Genomic DNA, 16,668 nt, shown 5'->3' with positions numbered 1-16,668 from the left:
GTGACTACATCCGACGGCAGCAAAGCCGGTTCCAGCAGCTCCGATATCTGGAACCTGCCCAACATCCTGACGATGCTTCGAATCGTGCTGGTGCCGTTCTTCGTTTGGTTCCTCTTGGCGGACAACAGCCAGCACGGCATTTGGCGCTGGGCAGCGGTGCTTGCCTTCGCAGTGGCGATCTACACGGACAAGCTCGACGGCGACATTGCCCGGAGCCGCGACCTCGTCACCAACTTCGGCAAGATCGCGGACCCGATTGCCGACAAGTTGCTGATCGGCTCGGCACTTGTTCTCCTCTCATGGCTGGGGGAGTTGCCGTGGTGGATCACGATCCTCATCCTGGTCCGCGAATGGGGCGTCACCGCGTTGCGCTTCTTTGTCATCCGCTATGGCGTGATGCCGGCCTCGCGCGGCGGCAAGCTCAAGACCGTCATCCAGACAGTGGCGATCTTCCTCTACATCCTGCCGCTGGATTCCTTCGCTCCGTGGCTCGTCAGCGTGGCTTTCTGGGTCATGCTCGCCGCCCTCGCCATCACCGTGTGGACCGGCATCGAATATGTGGTCGAAGCCGCGAAGCTCCGCACGGCAGGAAAGCCCGCATGAGCCCGTCCGCGGACGAGACGGCCGCGTCCGTCGTCGCTCTCGCGATCGAGCGCGGCGTAACCGTGGCTACCGCGGAATCCCTGACAGCCGGCCTGGTTGCCGCCACCCTCGCTGATACTCCGGGCGCGTCCGGCATGCTTCAGGGCGGAGTGGTTGCCTATCAGAATTCAGTCAAGGCGGGGGTCCTGGGGGTCTCCGGGGAACTGCTTTCGGAGGTCGGATCCGTCGACGCCGGGGTTGCCGCGGCCATGGCCGACGGCGCCAGGCGCGCCTGCGGTGCCGACGTCGGGGTCTCTACGACCGGGGTCGCGGGACCCCTGCCGCACGATGGCAAGCCGGTTGGCACGGTTTTCGTCGGCATCGCCACGCCCGGCGGAGCCGTGGCGCACGCCTACTCTTTCGAGGGTGATCGGCCAAGTATCCGTGCACAGGCAACCGCAGCGGCGCTGGAGTGCTTGCTGGAGTGCCTTGTCGGGGCCGACCTACCGCACGTAAAGTAGCCGGGAACAAAAACAACGGCCCAATAGTTGTTACATTGTGTCGCTCCGGAATGGCCGGGGCGCCTAGGATGTAAAAACAACCGGTGCACCTGCCAGGGTGGGCCGGACTCACGAGGGAGCAAGGCGATACAGATGGTTAAGCAGCCCGTATCCGTAAACGGCGTTGTCCGCTGGAAGGATGTGGGCTTGGCCGAGAAGGCACCGAGCGAACAGAAGGAGCGCAAGATGGTTGTACTGCGTCACGAAATCGGTGATGTCCTGCGCGATGTCCGCCAGCGCCAGGGCCGCACACTCCGCGAAGTCTCGCACAGCGCCCGCGTCTCCCTTGGCTACCTGAGCGAGGTTGAACGCGGCCAGAAGGAAGCATCCTCAGAGCTGTTGTCCTCGATCTGCTCCGCCTTGGACGTTCCGTTGTCCGGCATGCTCCGCGAGGTCAGCGACCGGGTCGCCGTCGCCGAGGGCGTTGCCGTTCCGGACACCGTCCCGCAGGAATTCGCCCAGCGCTATGGCCGCGATCTCGACCGCGAACTCAGCGCCGAACTGAACGACGACTTTACCCAGGGCATGCTCTCCGGAGCCCGCTAGGCCGGAAAACCCGGGAAATATTCGAGCAAAGAAGGAGGGCCTCCGGATGGAGGCCCTCCTTCTTGGGCTTTTATGGCTTGGACGGCAGTCAGTCCTTGCCGCTCCCGTCGCCGTAGGCGGCGTTGAGCCGCCCGATGTAGTCCGCAAGCGTCTGGATTTCTTCCAGCGGCCACTCACCCAGGCGTTCCCGGAACACCTGCCGGCGTGCGTCCTGGACCTGTTGCATCTTTTCCTCGCCGCTGGGAGTCAGCCGGATGGATTGTGCGCGGCCATCCTGGGGGTCGGCCTCTTTGTAGACCATGCCGATGCTCTCCAGGAACGCGATCTGGCGGCTCACCGACGGCTTCCCGACGCCGATGCAGGACGCGAGCTCGGTCAGGCGAAGGGGCCCCTCTTTCCGGATGATCGAGAGCAGCCCGTAGGCGGCCGGGTCCATGTCGGGATGGACCTGGCGGGACAACTGGTAGGACAGCGATCGTGCGCGTCGCCAGAACATGCTCAGCTGATGTTCCACATGCTGGAGGGCGGCGTCGACGTCGTCGCCAACCTCCGCCAGCTCGGGCACGTCGTCGGAAGTGTTGCTCATGACAACCATTCTAGAGTCCGCACCCGTGAGAGACTCTATTGGTGCGGATCAGTGACTTTTGGCGGCTGATGGACGATGAATTCGGGGCTGGCTACTCCCGGGTCCTCAGCAGCTCCCTTGTATTGGCCGGCGTCGGCGGCCGTACGGCAGATGAAGCCTTGGCAGCGGGTTACAACCCCCGCGACGTCTGGCTTGCCCTGTGCGACGTCCAGGACGTTCCTCCGGAGCGGCGCCTTGGCAGGGACATCAAGCCTTCCGACAAGGGTTCCAAATCGTTTTGATTCCCGGTTTTCGGGCGGACACGCCGACGCATTTGTTCGAATATCTGTTCGGATGAGGCTATGCTCCTATCAGAGGAAAATTGATCCTGGCGGAGCAGTTTCCGTGTCATTCGAAGCCCGGAGTTGTCCACATAGGCGCAGTTGCACACAAAATTGTCAGCGCCCCGTACTAGCGTCGGATGAGACAGGAAAGCGGCCGTTCAGGCCAGTCCACAGCGAGAAAGCATCAGAGGTGTGAACCATGGCGGCAAACCAGGATCGTGAGAAGGCGCTCGAGGCAGCGCTTGCCCAGATCGACAAACAATTCGGCAAGGGCTCCATCATGCGCTTGGGTGACGATACCCGCGCGCCCATCGAAGTCATTCCCACTGGTTCCATCGCCCTGGACGTCGCCCTTGGCATTGGCGGCCTGCCGCGCGGACGCGTCGTGGAAATCTACGGCCCTGAATCGTCGGGTAAGACCACCGTGGCACTCCATGCAGTGGCAAACGCTCAGCGCAACGGCGGTATCGCGGCGTTCATCGACGCCGAGCACGCACTGGACCCGGACTATGCCGCGAAGCTTGGCGTGGACACGGACGCCCTTTTGGTCTCGCAGCCGGACACCGGTGAGCAGGCACTGGAAATCATGGACATGCTGGTCGGCTCGGGGTCGTTGGACATCGTGGTGATCGACTCCGTTGCCGCGCTTGTGCCGCGTGCCGAAATCGAAGGCGAAATGGGTGACTCCCACGTGGGCCTCCAGGCACGGCTCATGAGCCAGGCGCTGCGTAAGATCACGGGCCGGTTGAGCCAGACCAAGACCACCGCGATCTTCATCAACCAGCTTCGCGAAAAGATCGGCGTATTCTTCGGCTCCCCGGAGACCACCACCGGTGGTAAGGCACTGAAGTTCTATGCTTCCGTCCGTATCGATGTCCGCCGCATCCAGACGCTGAAGGAAGGCGCGGACTCGGTAGGTAACCGCACCAAAGCCAAGATCGTCAAGAACAAGATGGCTCCGCCCTTCAAGGTGGCCGAGTTCGACATCATCTACGGCCAGGGCATCTCCCGCGAGGGCGGCATCATCGACATGGGTGTCGAGCACGGCATCATCAAGAAGTCCGGCTCATGGTTCACCTACGACGGTGACCAGCTGGGCCAAGGCATGGAGAACTCCCGCCGATTCCTGCGGGACAACCCGGAATTGGCCGCGGACCTCGAGCGGCTCATCAAGGAGAAGCTTGGTGTCGGAGCCAAGCCTGCCGAACCCGAAGCCTCCCCGAAGCTGAAGGCCGTTGACGGCTAAGCGCCAGGGACGCTCCAGCTCGTGGGGTCCGTCCGCGGATTCATCCGTGGCAGCGGACGCTGAGGCCAACCCGGAATCGGTAGCCCGGGCCATCGTTCTGCGGCAACTGACCAACTCGCCCAAAAGCAGGCTTCAGCTCGCACGCAAACTGGCTGAGCGGAATGTGCCGGAGGACGTGGCCGAAGCCGTCCTGGACCGCTTCGAAGAAGTCCGGCTCATTGATGACGGCGATTTCGCCGAGATGTGGGTCCGCAGCCGTGCCCAGACGAGGAAACTCGCCCGCGGTGCCCTGAGGCGGGAACTGGCGGACAAGGGCATCGACTCGGAAACCGCCGAGCAGGCGCTGGCGCTTGTGAGCGACGACGACGAGCGGAATGCCGCCAGGGACTTGGTTGCCCGTCGTTTGAGGGCCGGAACGGACCTTTCCGACAGGGCCGAGCGGGACAAGCAAACCCGGCGGCTCGCCTCGATGCTCGCCCGCAAGGGCTACCAGCCATCGGCGGCATTCCGGATTGTCGGCGAGGTCCTGGACGAAACCCTGTCCACGGAGAACTGAGAGCTGCCTGTGAGTATTGTCCCGGGGCGGCGGGGTGGGGTGGCTTCCCGGTACCGGTCGGCTAAGGTTCTGGACTAGTGTTCCGAGTCGGGAGGCAGGTCAGAACCAATGAAAGCGTTGTCGTTACGGCTGCCGGCGATCATTGTGCCCTTGCTTGTCGCGTCCCTGCTCCCCGCCGGCCGGGCTTCGGCGGACGATGACGCCCCGCCGTCGGGCTATCCCAGCTGGGAGGAAGTACAGCAGGCCCAGGGAAACGAGGCCGCCGCAAGCGCCGAAGTGGACCGCATCAACGGGTTATTGGCAGGCCTCCAGCAGAAATCCGGCGAACTCGGTGCGGCAGCCATCAAAGCCGGAACTGAGTATGCCAAGGCCCATGATGCTTTGCTTCATCAGCAGGCCGTGACGCAGAAACTTGCTGAGGCATCCCAACAGGCCAAGGCAAAAGCGGATTCATTGAGAAAGTCCACTTCCTCGCTGGTTGTCAAGGCATACGAGTCGGGCGGCTTCGATCCAGGACCCTGGTCCCTGGTGAACGCCGCCATCGCGCCGGACAACCTTCATAATTTCGCTGTGCTGAACCGGGTCCTGGACCGCACAGCGAAACTGCACGATGACGCCCTGAGCGCGTCCCAGGCAGTTGCCGCCGCAACCGCCCAGGAACAGGCCGCACGCGATGAGTTGGCCCGCTTGGACAGCGACGCCGCGGCAAAAGCCCAGGCAGCGGATTCCGCCAGGCGCGCCGCCGAAGACAGCGTGGCCGCGACGGACGGCCAGCGAAAGACCATGGTGGCCCAACTCGCGTCCTTGACGTCCACTTCTGCCGCGGTTGCGCAAAAATACCAGGAAGGCCAGGTAGCGCTTGCGGCGTACCAGGCCGCCCAGGAGGCCAAGAGGGAAGCGGCGCAGAGGCAAGCGGCAGCCGAAGCCGAGGCGGCAGCCCGGGCCCAGCAAGCACAGGCCCAGCAAGCACAGGCCCAGCAAGCACAACAGGCCCAGCAAGCCGCCCAGCCAGCGGTCATCCAGTCGCCGATCAGCAGTGGCGGCGGGGGAGGCTTCGCGGGCGGGGGCGGGGGCAGCGTCGTCAACGACCCCGCGGGCGCACGGCAATACGCGTCCTCCCGCCTCGGCGCTTATGGTTGGGGGCAGGACCAAATGCGGTGCCTGAACTCCCTGTGGATCCAGGAGTCCAGTTGGATGACCGACGCCACCAATCCCAGCAGCGGTGCTTACGGTATTGCGCAGGCGCTGCCCCCGGATAAGTACTATTCGGCAGGCAGTGACTGGCTCACCAACTACCGGACCCAGGTCGAATGGGGCCTCGGCTATATCCGCGACCGTTATGGTTCGCCCTGCAACGCCTGGCAGCACGAGATGGGCTTCAACTGGTACTAGTCCGAGGGGCTACCCTAGATTGGTGAGTTTCCCTTCCGCAGCACCAGCACCAGCCCCCATCCAGCAGCCCGGTCCGGCCCCCGTCGTCGATCCGGCACCTGAGGGCGGGGCGGAGCGCACCTACCAAGTGCGGACCTTCGGTTGCCAAATGAACGTCCATGATTCCGAGCGCATGGCCGGGCTCCTCGAGGCCGCAGGATACGTGCCGTCCGACGGCGGCGTTGCCGACGTCGTGGTCTTCAACACCTGCGCCGTCCGCGAGAACGCCGACAACAAGCTCTACGGCAACCTCGGGGAACTCAAGCAGGTCAAGGCCGCCCATCCCGGAATGCAGATTGCGGTGGGCGGATGCCTCGCGCAAAAGGACCGCGAAACCATCGTGCGCAAGGCGCCGTGGGTGGATGCCGTCTTCGGGACCCACAATGTCGGGGCGCTCCCGGCGTTGCTGGACAGGGCCCGTCACAACAACGAGGCGCAACTCGAAATCCTGGAGGCACTCGACGTCTTCCCCTCCACCCTGCCGACCAAGCGTGATTCGGTGTACTCGGGCTGGGTTTCCATCTCCGTCGGGTGCAACAACACCTGTACCTTCTGCATCGTGCCGTCCCTCCGCGGCAAGGAGAAGGACCGCCGGCCGGGTGAGATCCTCGCCGAAATCCAGGCGCTGGTAGACGACGGCGCAGTCGAGGTCACGCTGCTCGGCCAGAACGTGAACTCCTACGGCGTTGAGTTCGGGGACCGCCTGGCCTTCTCCAAACTGCTCCGTGCCTGCGGTGGCATCGAAGGCCTCGAGCGTGTCCGCTTCACCAGCCCGCACCCGGCTGCCTTTACCGACGACGTCATCGACGCGATGGCCGAAACCCCCAACGTCATGCCGCAGCTGCACATGCCCCTCCAGTCCGGCTCGGACAAGGTCCTCAAGGACATGCGCCGCTCCTACCGCTCCAGCAAGTTCCTCGGGATCCTGGACAAGGTCCGTGACAAGATTCCGCACGCCGCGATCACCACCGACATCATCGTGGGCTTCCCCGGCGAGACCGAAGAGGACTTCCAGGCAACGCTCGACGTCGTCGAAAAGTCGCGGTTCGCCTCGGCCTTCACTTTCCAGTACTCCAAGCGCCCGGGCACCCCGGCCGCGGAGCTTCCCGAACAGCTCCCGAAAGCCGTTGTCCAGGAACGGTACGAAAGGCTGACCGCGCTGCAGGACCGCATCGCGGCCGAGGAAAACGCGAAACAGCTTGGCCGCCAGGTTGAACTCCTTGTCACGGCCCAGTCCGGCCGCAAAGCCGGGGAAACCCATCGTTTGTCCGGCCGTTCCCAGGACCAGCGGCTGGTCCACTTCTCCGTGCCCGAAGGCGCACAGGCTCCGCGGCCCGGCGACTTCGTCACGGTGACGATCACGGAAGCTGCCGCCTTCCACCTCGTCTCCGACCCGGAGACATCGGCGGACTACAGCTTGAGGCGCTCCCGTGCCGGCGATGCGTGGGACCGCTCACAGGCCGATTCCTGCGGCGCTCCGGCGCCGGGCGGCGCGGGCGCCGGGTCTTCAGGGTCAAAGGGCGTCTCCCTCGGCATGCCGTCGTTGCCCGTTCGGCGCGGCTAGCCGGACATGGCAGCAGCACCCTCCGGACCGGTTGGCCCGAACCCGCCCGTGATCGCGGTGGTCGGCCCTACCGGTTCCGGCAAATCGGATCTGGCCGTCCACCTCGCCCTCGAGCTCGACGGCGAGGTCATCAATGCCGATGCCATGCAGTTTTACCGTGGAATGGATATCGGCACGGCCAAGATCAGCGTCGCCGAACGCAGGGGAGTGCCCCACCACCTCCTGGACACAATGGATGTCACCGAGGAAGCCAGCGTCTCGGCTTTCCAAGCCGACTGCCGCGCGGCCATCCGCGATATCCACAGCCGCGGCAAGCGTGCCATCCTGGCGGGCGGATCAGGGCTTTACGTCCGGGCCGCGCTGGATGTCCTCGAGTTCCCTGGTACCGATCCTGCCGTGCGGGAACGGCTGGAACGGGAGCACGCCCAGGCGGGGCTCCGTCCCCTGCAGGAACGCCTGCGCTCCGTGGACCCAGTGTCCGCCGACAGGCTCGGCGACGCGCGCCGCGTGATCCGTGCGCTTGAGGTTTTCGAGCTCACCGGCCGCCCGTTCAGTTCCTTCATGCCAAGCCGCGAGTACTTCCAGCCGGCGGTCCAGATAGGGCTCGACGTCGACCGCGACGTTCTGCGTGACCGCTTGGCCGGACGGGTCCACCGGATGGTCGACGCCGGCCTCCTCGCCGAGGTGGCGCGGCTCGACGCCGCCGGACTCCGGCGAGGCAAGACCGCGTCGCGGGCGCTCGGATACGCCCAGTTCTTGAAGGTCCTCGACGGCGAATCCGACACCGCTTCCGCGGCTGAGGAAACCATCGTGGCCACACGGCAGTTCGCCCGGCGCCAGCTCACCTGGTTCCGGGCTGACCCCCGGATCCACTGGCTGGACTGGCAGGATCCGGATTTGGTGGCCAAAGCCGCAGGAATCTGCGCGAGCCCGGCGTCGGTGATTTAGGCGCAACCGTTAGTGCAGGTAGCCTTGAGCCATGGATGAAACCCTCGCATTTTCCGCCCCGCAGCCCACAGCTGCCGGCGGTTCCGTACCTGCCTCCGGTCTGCACGGGCTGGCCTTCTCCAAGGGACACGGCACCGGCAACGATTTCGTCCTCATCGCGGATCCGGATGATGCGCACCAGATCTCTCCGGAGCAGGTCGCGGCACTCTGCGACCGTCATCTGGGCGTCGGCGGGGACGGACTCATCCGGGCAGTCCCTTCACGGTTCCTGCCCGAAGGCCTCCAGCTCCTCGAGGCCGATCCCGCTGCCGAATGGTTCATGGACTACCGCAACGGCGACGGCTCGTTGTCCGAAATGTGCGGCAACGGCGTCCGTGTCTTTGTCCAATTCCTCATTGAGCAGGGGCTTGTCACCCTCAACGCGGGCGAATCCCTGACCATCGGAACCCGTGGCGGCATCAAGACGATCGTCCGCACGGATGACGGCTATGCGGTGGACATGGGGCCGTGGGAGTTTATTTTCCCGAAGGACGCCACCAGCAAGGCCATGGACTCGCTCGTCAGCGCCGACGGTTTGGAAGTCGCCCGGCCTGCCCTGTCTGTCAGCATGGGCAACCCCCACACTGTCGTGGCATTGGCCGAACTCTCCGAGCTCAAGTCCACCCAGCTCTTCAAGGCGCCCGTCGTCGATCCCAAGCCGGCCAACGGCACCAACGTCGAATTCGTGGTTCCCGCTGAGCCCCTCGTTCACGATGGCGTGGGCAACATCACGATGCGGGTCCACGAACGCGGCGTCGGCGAGACCCAATCGTGCGGCACCGGCGCGTGTGCGGCCGCCGTCGCCATCCGTCACTGGGCGGGGGACGGCGCTCCCGATACGTGGCGCGTCAAGGTGCCCGGCGGCGTCGTCGGCGTGCGGTTCTTCCCCGGCGAAAGCGGCCGTGAACACGTGGAGCTCAGCGGCCCCGCCGTGATCGTCGCTAGCGGGACGCTTTCCTGATCCGCAGGATGCGGAAGGACTTGGACGTGCTTTCCCGGGACACCGAGAAGGAATCGTCGAGGGTATCGGCCAGCCAGCGCTGAAGCGAGTCCGCGCCCAGGTTTTTCTGCACCACGAGCCATGCGGTTCCCCCCGGCGCGAGCCGCGGCAGCCACTTGAGCAGCAGATTGTGGAGTTCGTCCTTGCCGATACGGATGGGCGGGTTTGACCAGATGGTGTCGAACGTCACGGCGGGGTCGACGTCGTCGGGCAGGCTCGCCGTCACGTTCCCGAGTTCCAGGAGTGCGGCGTTCTCATTGGTCAGGGTGACGCAGCGCTCGTTGACGTCGACGGCGTGGACCCGCGCATGCGGTGCCATGAGCCCCATGGTCAGCGCAATGGGACCCCAGCCGCAACCGATGTCCAGCAGATTGCCCTGCGGCGCAGGCGGTGGAACCTCGGAGAGAAGGATCGCGGTGCCCTTGTCGATCCCGTCGGGGCTGAAGATGCCTCCCGACGTCTGGAGCCGGCGGGTCGCGCCGGCCAGTTCCACCGTGAGGGGCTTGCGGGTGAACGGCCCCGCGGGCTGTGCGCTGAAATAGTGAGCAGACTCCATAGCTTGCCAGATTAGTGGCCAGCCGCGGGCAAGGGAAACCGCGCGCCGCCCCCGCCCGGGCTTGACGCGGTCTGATAGTCTATAGCCCATGTTCTTGATCTTTGAGTAGCCGGCCGCCTTCAAGTAGCCGGCAGTGCCCGCGACGCAGGCCTGCACAAATGCAGCGCCATTCCGCCTTGGCATGTCAGTTCCATACGCCACTCCTGGCGCTTGGACGCTCAGCAGATCATCCCCTTCCGCCCCTGGTACCTGTGCACGCAATCCGCGCAGCCTGGCCGGGCGGACATCCCGGTACATCGGCAGAGGCTTGCCAGGCATCAGCCCTGCGCGAATTCCGCGCCACAAGAAACGAATCGGCACTATTCTGGAAGTGCTGAAACCCCTAAAGGAGACCATGACCACGCAGAAGAACACCGGACCCGATTCCGACGCCCAGGACATGAGTCCTGAAGAAATCCAGGCTGTCATCGACCGGATTCTCTCCAAGGACGCACCTGCCACAGCTCAGGACCGCGACGAAGCCCGGGGCGTGTTGGGCAAGGCCCAGGCGATTTCCCGCCTGGACGAAGAACACAGCATCTACGACGGTGACCAAGAGGATCTGGCCGAACGCCGGGCCTTGCGCCGTACCGCTGGCCTGTCCACTGAACTTGAAGATGTCACTGAGGTCGAATACCGGCAGCTGCGCCTTGAGCGGGTTGTACTGGCGGGCCTCTGGACCGAAGGCACCTTGGCCGACGCCGAGAATTCCCTGAGGGAGCTCGCGGCCTTGGCCGAAACGGCCGGCTCGGAGGTCCTGGACGGCATCGTCCAGCGCCGCATGAAACCCGACCCCGGCACGTTCCTTGGCTCAGGCAAAGCCATGGAGCTGAAGGACATCGTGATGTCCACCGGAGCGGACACCGTGGTGGTCGACGCGGAACTGGCACCCTCCCAGCGGCGCGGCCTGGAAGACATTGTCAAGGTCAAGGTGGTGGACCGCACCACGTTGATCCTCGACATTTTCGCGCAGCACGCCAAGAGCCGCGAGGGCAAGGCCCAAGTGGAGCTCGCGCAGCTGGAATACCTGTTGCCGCGCCTGCGTGGTTGGGGCGATTCCATGTCCCGCCAGGCCGGTGGCCAGGTGGGTGGAGCCGGCGCCGGCATGGGTTCGCGCGGCCCTGGTGAAACGAAGATCGAACTGGACCGCCGTCGAATCCGCACGCGCATGGCAAAGCTGCGGCGCGAGATCGCCGCGATGAAGCCGTCGCGCGAGACCAAGCGGGCCAACCGCCGTCGTAACGCCGTTCCTTCGGTCGCGATTGCCGGGTACACGAACGCCGGAAAGTCATCGCTGCTCAACCGCCTGACCGATGCCGGTGTCCTCGTGGAGAACGCGTTGTTCGCCACCCTGGACCCGACAGTCCGCAAGGCCCAAACCCCTGACGGGATCGGCTACACGCTTTCGGACACCGTCGGCTTCGTGCGGTCGCTGCCCACCCAGCTCGTGGAGGCATTCCGCTCCACCCTGGAAGAGGTGGCCGACGCCGATCTGATCCTGCATGTGGTGGACGTTTCGCATCCGGATCCGGAAGGCCAGATCGCGGCCGTCCGCACCGTTTTCAGCGAAGTGGATGCACGGAAGATCCCGGAAATCATCGTCCTGAACAAGGCGGACGCCGCGGACCCGTTCGTCATTGAGCGGCTCAAGCAAAAAGAGCCACGCCACGTAGTGGTGTCAACCCGCACAGGGCAGGGCATTGCCGAGCTCCTCGGAGTCATCAGCGAGGCCATTCCGCGTCCCGGTGTGCGCCTCGAGGTCCTGATTCCATACAACCGCGGCGAACTCATCAACAAGCTGCACAACACCGAGGCCGAAATCCTCAGCCTTGAGCATGAGGAGGAAGGCACACGCGTGGTAGCCATGGTCCACGAGAACCTGGCAGCCGAGTTGGAGTCGTTCGTCAGCAATGGTTGAGCCGGAGGCGGGGGAGCGCGGCGAAACCGCGGGGGAACGGACCGACCTCGAACTACTGGCCCTTGAACTCCTCGATACCGCCGTTGCAGGCATGGGTGGCCAGAACCGTGCCGGCCAGCATGAGATGGCCAAGCATGTGGCCCGGGCGATCGAGACCGGTGAACACTTGCTGGTGCAGGCCGGCACGGGCACGGGCAAGTCCCTCGCGTACTTGATTCCGCTGATTGCGCACGCGATGGAGAGCAACAAGCCCACGCTCGTGTCCACGGCCACTCTGGCGCTGCAGACGCAGATCGTGGGCCGGGACCTGCCCCGGCTCCTGGAGACCATCAATCCGGAGTTGGAACGCCCGGTCAGCATTGCGCTGGTCAAGGGGCGGGCCAACTATGTGTGCCGGCATAAGCTGGAGGGTGGCTTCCCGAGCGAGGAACCTGCCGAAGGCCAGCTGTTCTCCCTTGGCGAGGACACCAGCGTTCCGCATCTCGCCGCGGCCATCGGCGGGCCTGCCTCGCAGCTCGGCAAGGAAGTCCTGCGGCTGCGTGAATGGGCAGCAAAGACCACCACGGGCGACCGCGACGAACTCATGCCGGGCGTGACGGACCGGGCCTGGCGCCAAGTGTCCGTCACGTCCATGGAGTGCCTTGGTGCGCAGAAGTGTCCGATGGCGGAGGAGTGCTTCAGCGAGCTCGCCCGCCACCACGCCGCGGAGTCCGACGTCGTGGTCACCAATCACGCGATGCTCGCCGTCAGCGCGTTCGAAGGACTGGCCGTGCTGCCCGAATACGACGTGGTGGTGGTGGACGAGGCCCACGAGCTCCAGGACCGAGTCACCGGCGCCGTATCCGGGCAGCTGTCCGTGGCGATGATCCATGCCGCGGCCTCGAGCGCCCGCAAGCACACGGCCATCACGGTGGACGCGCTGAACGCCGCCGCGGACCGCTTGGAACTCGCGCTCATCGGTGCGCCGTCCGGCCTGCTGCCCAACGGGCTCAACGACGAACAACTTGATTGCGTCGACCAGCTCCGGGAGGCCTGCCGGGCGGCGCTCTCGGACTCAAAAGGCGATTCGTCCAACGCGGTCGACGGCGGACGCCAGCTCGCGCGCTCACGGCTGATGCTGATCCTCGAGCTGTGCGAACGGCTGCTCTCCGCGCGCGAAAACCGGGAAGTGGTGTGGTTCTCCCGGAACAGCACCTTCGATCCCCAACAGGGCTACTCGGCCCCCGACGAGGACTCGCCGGCGCTCATCAACATCGCGCCGCTCAGCGTTGCCGGACGCCTCCGGGAAGGGCTCTTCGCGGGCCATACGGTGGTCTTGACCTCTGCCACCTTGGCGATCGGCGCTGCATTCGAAGCCACGGCCGGCGGGCTCGGCCTGACGGGCCAAGGCGCCCCCAGCTGGACCGGCGTGGATGTAGGCTCGCCCTTCGACTACCCGAAGCAGGGCATGCTGTACGTTGCCAAGCACCTGCCCAAGCCGGGTCGCGGCACCTCGCCCGAAGCGCTGGACGAACTTGAAGAGCTCATCAAGGCCTCGCACGGCGGAGCCTTGTGCCTTTTCTCCTCCCGCCGCGCAGCGGAGGACGCCGCGGACGCGATGCGGTCCCGCCTGGACGTGGACATCCTCTGCCAAGGCGAATCGACCATGGCCGCCCTGGTCCGGCAGTTTGCCGAGGAGGAAGACACCTGCCTGTTCGGCACCATGTCCCTCTGGCAGGGCGTTGACGTTCCCGGAGGTTCATGCCGGCTGGTGGTGATTGACCGAATCCCGTTCCCGCGTCCGGACGATCCGCTGATGACGGCGCGGTCCCGTGCGGTGGCGCAGGCCGGGGGCAACGGTTTCATGGCGGTGTCTGCAACGCACGCGGCGATCCGGCTGGCCCAAGGGGCCGGGCGGCTGATCCGTTCAACCGGGGACAAAGGCGTGGTGGCAGTACTGGATTCACGGCTTTCGACGGAGCGTTACGGTAGCTTCCTCAGGGCCGCGTTGCCGCCCTTCTGGCCCACTACGGACCGTTCAGTGGTGCGCGGTGCGCTCGAACGGCTCTACGCGGAGTCGGCCAAGAGCGGTTCCTAGAGGGAGCGCAGGACCGAGACGACCTTGCCCATGATGGTGGCATGGTCGCCCAAGATGGGTTCGTACTGGGTGTTCTGCGGGAGGAGCCACGTGTGGCCGTCCCGCTGGCGGAACGTCTTGACAGTGGCTTCGTCGTCCAGGAGCGCTGCCACGATGTCGCCGTTGAGTGCGTCGTTTTGACGCCGCACCACTACCCAGTCCCCATCGCAGATGGCGGCGTCGATCATGGAATCTCCGGCGACCTTGAGCATGAAGAGCTCGCCATGTCCTACCAGCTGCCGGGGCAGCGGCAGGACGTCTTCAACGGTCTGGTCCGCCAGGATCGGTCCACCGGCGGCAATGCGCCCGACGAGGGGGACCAGAGCGGTGTCGCTGGCACTCGCGAGTTCCGTGACGGCCAGGCCGCCGGCGCTGCGGAGTTTCGCCGGGGCTTCGACGCCGGGGATGACGGAGCCGCCGTCCAGCGTCAACGGCATGAGTACTTCCATGGCGCGCGGACGCTTGGGATCGCGGCGAAGATAGCCGAGCTTTTCGAGCTGTGACAGCTGGTGCGTGACGCTGGACAAACTGGCCAGGCCAACGGTGTCCCCGATTTCGCGCATGGACGGCGGATACCCGTGTTCGTTCACCGAGCGCTGGATGGTCTCCAGGATTTTCTTCTGGCGCACGGTCAGGCTCTTGGGGGCCTTCTGCGGCTGGGAGCTCCGCGCTGAGGCCGGCCCGCCGCCAGTGGCTTTCGCTGCCATGTTCGCCAACGCCCTTCCGTTCCGCCCGCGTGGCCCCCGAGGGGCTTTGCCGGGACTGTCGGCCTGAAATGTCAGACCCTCCTGTTGCACTTATTCAGTGCTCGTTCCTTCACTCAAACGTAGGGCAGGCACAGGCGTTTATCAAACATTTGTTCTAGCGAGTCTCGACATCATTCGTTGATAAGTGCTAAAAATGTCATAGCAAGGTTCGAATATGTGTTCTATAAAAGTACTTCAGGCTCCGGGTGTTCGTTCGAAGACAACATCGAACAAACGTCCTGCAAGCACTAAATGAAGGCAAGAATTGGCAGCCGCAACCTGGGATTCCGGTACGCGGCATTGTGCAGAAGGGCTCAGCTCATGTCCGCAATCACCATCACCCCGACGCCCCGCAACATCGCCACGGCGGGCCGGCTCCGTTTGACCCGCCGCGGCCGCATGGTCTTCTTCGGCGTCCCGGCCATGCTCCTGGTTGCAGTGCTCCTCAGCCTGGCCGGATTCCTGAATTCGCCTGCCAAGGCTGCCGATTCCGCCGCCGAACTGCACCCCACCTCCACAACGAGTGTCACCGTACAAGCCGGCCAGTCCTTGTGGGGGATTGCGCGAACCGCAGCCCCATCCCGGGATCCGCGCGACGTCGTCGCCGAGATCATCCAGCTGAACAACCTCCAGGACGGCCAGGTCGTGCCGGGCCAGCAGCTCTTCATTCCCTCCGCCTAACGGCAGGTTTTGCTGGCTTGCCCTGCCCCGGACGGTCCGTGGAACGGTCACAGTTTCAGGGCACCCGCCCCCGCCCCTTAAACTGTCATAGTGACTGACCAGCTTGAGCGACTTGACCGACTTCCCCTACGGACCAACCTCCGCGGACTAAGCCCCTATGGCGCGCCGCAGCTTGATGTCCCGATTTTGCTCAACGTCAACGAAAACACGCATGGCGTACCGGCCGACGTCCAGGCGGCCATCACCGAAGCCGTCGCGGCGGCCGCCACTGGACTGAACCGCTACCCGGACCGCGAGTTCACCGAACTGCGCGAAGCCCTTGCCGAATACCTGGGCCACGGCCTCGCGGCCGAGAACATCTGGGCCGCCAACGGCTCCAATGAAGTGCTCCAGCAGATCCTGCAGGTCTTCGGCGGCCCGGGCCGCACCGCGCTCGGTTTCCCGCCCACGTACTCCATGTACCCCCTGCTCGCGAGCGGAACCGACACTGCATACATCGCCGGTGTCCGCGCCGAGGACTACGGGCTCGATGCAGCCTCCGCGGCCGCCCAGGTCCGTGAACTCAAGCCGAATGTCGTGTTCCTTTGCTCACCGAACAACCCCACCGGCACGGGGCTTGGCCTCGACGTTGTCGAAGCCGTCTACGAGGCGGGCGAAGCGAGCCAGACGGTGGTCATCGTGGACGAGGCTTACCACGAGTTCGCCCACAACAACACGCCAAGCGCGTTGACCCTCCTCCCCGGCCGGGAGCGCCTGATTGTCTCCCGGACCATGAGCAAGGCCTTCGCCCTCGCCGGCGCACGCATCGGTTACATGGCTGCTGCCCCCGAGGTCTCCGATGCCATTCGCTTGGTCCGCCTCCCGTACCACCTCTCCGCCGTCACCCAGGCGACCGCCCTGGCGGCCCTCCGGCACCGCGAAGCACTCATGGCCGACGTCGAGGACATCAAGGTCCAGCGCGACCGCATCGTCAGCGAACTGACCCGCATGGGCTTCAAGCCCGCCGCCTCCGATTCGAACTATGTGTTCTTCGGCGGAATCGAAAACCCCCGCGCCTTGTGGGAAGGCCTGCTGGAGCGCGGCGTCCTGATCCGCGACGTCGGCATACCGGGCCACCTCCGCGTCACCGCCGGCACGGAACCCGAGACCACGGCATTCCTTGAGGCGCTCGAAGCCTTGCTGGACGGCCAGGGCTCCACTCCGGCCTAGACTTGAACAAGTCCCACCACTC

At 65.1% G+C, this 16,668-nt stretch carries 17 protein-coding genes; 14 read left to right on the top strand and 3 right to left on the bottom strand.

Annotated elements, in window-relative coordinates:
* The 3 genes from pgsA to L0B83_RS00255 all read left to right on the top strand — a co-directional run bounded on the left by pgsA (nt 1) and on the right by L0B83_RS00255 (nt 1,688).
* Complete coding sequence (gene pgsA / locus L0B83_RS00265) at nt 1–603, top strand: CDP-diacylglycerol--glycerol-3-phosphate 3-phosphatidyltransferase (protein WP_234755931.1); 603 nt, start codon at nt 1–3, stop codon at nt 601–603.
* A complete protein-coding gene (locus L0B83_RS00260; protein ID WP_234755930.1) occupies nt 600–1,103 on the top strand; it encodes a CinA family protein in 504 nt (167 codons plus the stop codon). Before pgsA ends, L0B83_RS00260 begins: the two co-directional genes overlap by 4 nt.
* Before the next feature lie 132 nt (nt 1,104–1,235).
* Nucleotides 1,236–1,688, top strand: a complete 453-nt coding sequence (locus tag L0B83_RS00255) for a helix-turn-helix domain-containing protein (protein ID WP_078105673.1) — start codon at nt 1,236–1,238, stop codon at nt 1,686–1,688.
* An 88-nt stretch (nt 1,689–1,776) separates the two neighbouring features.
* On the opposite strand, the gene L0B83_RS00250 is transcribed toward L0B83_RS00255, so the two are convergent.
* A complete protein-coding gene (locus tag L0B83_RS00250) occupies nt 1,777–2,274 on the bottom strand; it encodes a MarR family winged helix-turn-helix transcriptional regulator (protein ID WP_234755929.1) in 498 nt (165 codons plus the stop codon).
* A gap of 41 nt (nt 2,275–2,315) precedes the next feature.
* Here L0B83_RS00250 and L0B83_RS00245 point away from each other — a divergent pair, with 41 nt between their 5' ends.
* From L0B83_RS00245 to dapF, 7 genes are all read left to right on the top strand, one after another.
* On the top strand, nt 2,316–2,555 hold the full coding sequence (locus L0B83_RS00245; protein ID WP_234755928.1) for a DUF3046 domain-containing protein: 240 nt from the start codon (nt 2,316–2,318) through the stop codon (nt 2,553–2,555).
* A 241-nt stretch (nt 2,556–2,796) separates the two neighbouring features.
* Complete coding sequence (recA, locus tag L0B83_RS00240) at nt 2,797–3,843, top strand: recombinase RecA (protein WP_234755926.1); 1,047 nt, start codon at nt 2,797–2,799, stop codon at nt 3,841–3,843.
* A gap of 46 nt (nt 3,844–3,889) precedes the next feature.
* On the top strand, nt 3,890–4,399 hold the full coding sequence (locus L0B83_RS00235; RefSeq protein ID WP_234755924.1) for a regulatory protein RecX: 510 nt from the start codon (nt 3,890–3,892) through the stop codon (nt 4,397–4,399).
* Nucleotides 4,400–4,507: 108 nt separating this feature from the next.
* Nucleotides 4,508–5,791, top strand: a complete 1,284-nt coding sequence (locus L0B83_RS00230) for an aggregation-promoting factor C-terminal-like domain-containing protein (RefSeq protein WP_234755921.1) — start codon at nt 4,508–4,510, stop codon at nt 5,789–5,791.
* On the top strand, nt 5,739–7,394 hold the full coding sequence (gene miaB / locus L0B83_RS00225) for a tRNA (N6-isopentenyl adenosine(37)-C2)-methylthiotransferase MiaB (protein ID WP_372461085.1): 1,656 nt from the start codon (nt 5,739–5,741) through the stop codon (nt 7,392–7,394). Before L0B83_RS00230 ends, miaB begins: the two co-directional genes overlap by 53 nt.
* Nucleotides 7,395–7,400: 6 nt before the next feature.
* Entirely contained in the window at nt 7,401–8,342 is a 942-nt protein-coding gene (miaA, locus tag L0B83_RS00220) for a tRNA (adenosine(37)-N6)-dimethylallyltransferase MiaA (RefSeq protein WP_234755919.1), read from the top strand.
* A gap of 31 nt (nt 8,343–8,373) precedes the next feature.
* Nucleotides 8,374–9,342: a diaminopimelate epimerase gene (dapF, locus tag L0B83_RS00215; RefSeq protein ID WP_234755917.1), complete on the top strand. Its 969-nt coding sequence runs from the start codon at nt 8,374–8,376 to the stop codon at nt 9,340–9,342.
* Here the strand turns inward: dapF and L0B83_RS00210 are convergent.
* Nucleotides 9,323–9,937, bottom strand: a complete 615-nt coding sequence (locus tag L0B83_RS00210) for a class I SAM-dependent methyltransferase (RefSeq protein WP_234755915.1) — start codon at nt 9,935–9,937, stop codon at nt 9,323–9,325. The genes dapF and L0B83_RS00210 overlap by 20 nt on opposite strands.
* A 394-nt stretch (nt 9,938–10,331) precedes the next feature.
* On the opposite strand from L0B83_RS00210, the gene hflX reads away from it, so the two are divergent.
* A complete protein-coding gene (gene hflX, locus L0B83_RS00205; protein ID WP_234755913.1) occupies nt 10,332–11,894 on the top strand; it encodes a GTPase HflX in 1,563 nt (520 codons plus the stop codon).
* On the top strand, nt 11,887–13,971 hold the full coding sequence (locus tag L0B83_RS00200) for an ATP-dependent DNA helicase (RefSeq protein ID WP_234755911.1): 2,085 nt from the start codon (nt 11,887–11,889) through the stop codon (nt 13,969–13,971). Before hflX ends, L0B83_RS00200 begins: the two co-directional genes overlap by 8 nt.
* Here L0B83_RS00200 and lexA read toward each other — a convergent pair.
* The gene (lexA, locus tag L0B83_RS00195; protein WP_234755909.1) at nt 13,968–14,717 is read right to left on the bottom strand and encodes a transcriptional repressor LexA; all 750 of its coding nucleotides are present in this window, start codon (nt 14,715–14,717) and stop codon (nt 13,968–13,970) included. The two genes, L0B83_RS00200 and lexA, sit on opposite strands and share 4 nt — an antisense overlap.
* Before the next feature lie 360 nt (nt 14,718–15,077).
* Between lexA and L0B83_RS00190 the strand changes: the two genes are divergently transcribed.
* A complete protein-coding gene (locus L0B83_RS00190) occupies nt 15,078–15,437 on the top strand; it encodes a LysM peptidoglycan-binding domain-containing protein (RefSeq protein WP_234755908.1) in 360 nt (119 codons plus the stop codon).
* A gap of 90 nt (nt 15,438–15,527) precedes the next feature.
* The gene (locus L0B83_RS00185; RefSeq protein WP_234755907.1) at nt 15,528–16,646 is read left to right on the top strand and encodes a histidinol-phosphate transaminase; all 1,119 of its coding nucleotides are present in this window, start codon (nt 15,528–15,530) and stop codon (nt 16,644–16,646) included.
* The last annotated feature ends 22 nt before the right edge of the window (nt 16,647–16,668 follow it).

This window comes from Arthrobacter alkaliphilus, from assembly GCF_021483235.1.
GTDB classification, from domain to species: Bacteria; Actinomycetota; Actinomycetes; order Actinomycetales; family Micrococcaceae; genus Arthrobacter; species Arthrobacter alkaliphilus.
The sequence above is the reverse complement of the archived record's forward strand: the minus strand, read 5'-3'. Positions and strand labels throughout refer to the sequence as shown.

What these genes read in the sequence shown, in the direction of transcription:
- L0B83_RS00255 (WP_078105673.1), top strand. Translation starts at nt 1,236, where the DNA reads ATGGTTAAGCAGCCCGTATCCGTAAACGGCGTTGTCCGCTGGAAGGAT.
- L0B83_RS00250 (WP_234755929.1), bottom strand. Translation starts at nt 2,274, where the DNA reads ATGAGCAACACTTCCGACGACGTGCCCGAGCTGGCGGAGGTTGGCGAC.
- recA (WP_234755926.1), top strand. Translation starts at nt 2,797, where the DNA reads ATGGCGGCAAACCAGGATCGTGAGAAGGCGCTCGAGGCAGCGCTTGCC.
- L0B83_RS00230 (WP_234755921.1), top strand. Translation starts at nt 4,508, where the DNA reads ATGAAAGCGTTGTCGTTACGGCTGCCGGCGATCATTGTGCCCTTGCTT.
- hflX (WP_234755913.1), top strand. Translation starts at nt 10,332, where the DNA reads ATGACCACGCAGAAGAACACCGGACCCGATTCCGACGCCCAGGACATG.
- miaB (WP_372461085.1), top strand. Translation starts at nt 5,739, where the DNA reads ATGGTTCGCCCTGCAACGCCTGGCAGCACGAGATGGGCTTCAACTGGT.
- L0B83_RS00210 (WP_234755915.1), bottom strand. Translation starts at nt 9,937, where the DNA reads ATGGAGTCTGCTCACTATTTCAGCGCACAGCCCGCGGGGCCGTTCACC.
- dapF (WP_234755917.1), top strand. Translation starts at nt 8,374, where the DNA reads ATGGATGAAACCCTCGCATTTTCCGCCCCGCAGCCCACAGCTGCCGGC.
- L0B83_RS00190 (WP_234755908.1), top strand. Translation starts at nt 15,078, where the DNA reads ATGTCCGCAATCACCATCACCCCGACGCCCCGCAACATCGCCACGGCG.
- L0B83_RS00260 (WP_234755930.1), top strand. Translation starts at nt 600, where the DNA reads ATGAGCCCGTCCGCGGACGAGACGGCCGCGTCCGTCGTCGCTCTCGCG.
- miaA (WP_234755919.1), top strand. Translation starts at nt 7,401, where the DNA reads ATGGCAGCAGCACCCTCCGGACCGGTTGGCCCGAACCCGCCCGTGATC.
- lexA (WP_234755909.1), bottom strand. Translation starts at nt 14,717, where the DNA reads ATGGCAGCGAAAGCCACTGGCGGCGGGCCGGCCTCAGCGCGGAGCTCC.
- L0B83_RS00200 (WP_234755911.1), top strand. Translation starts at nt 11,887, where the DNA reads ATGGTTGAGCCGGAGGCGGGGGAGCGCGGCGAAACCGCGGGGGAACGG.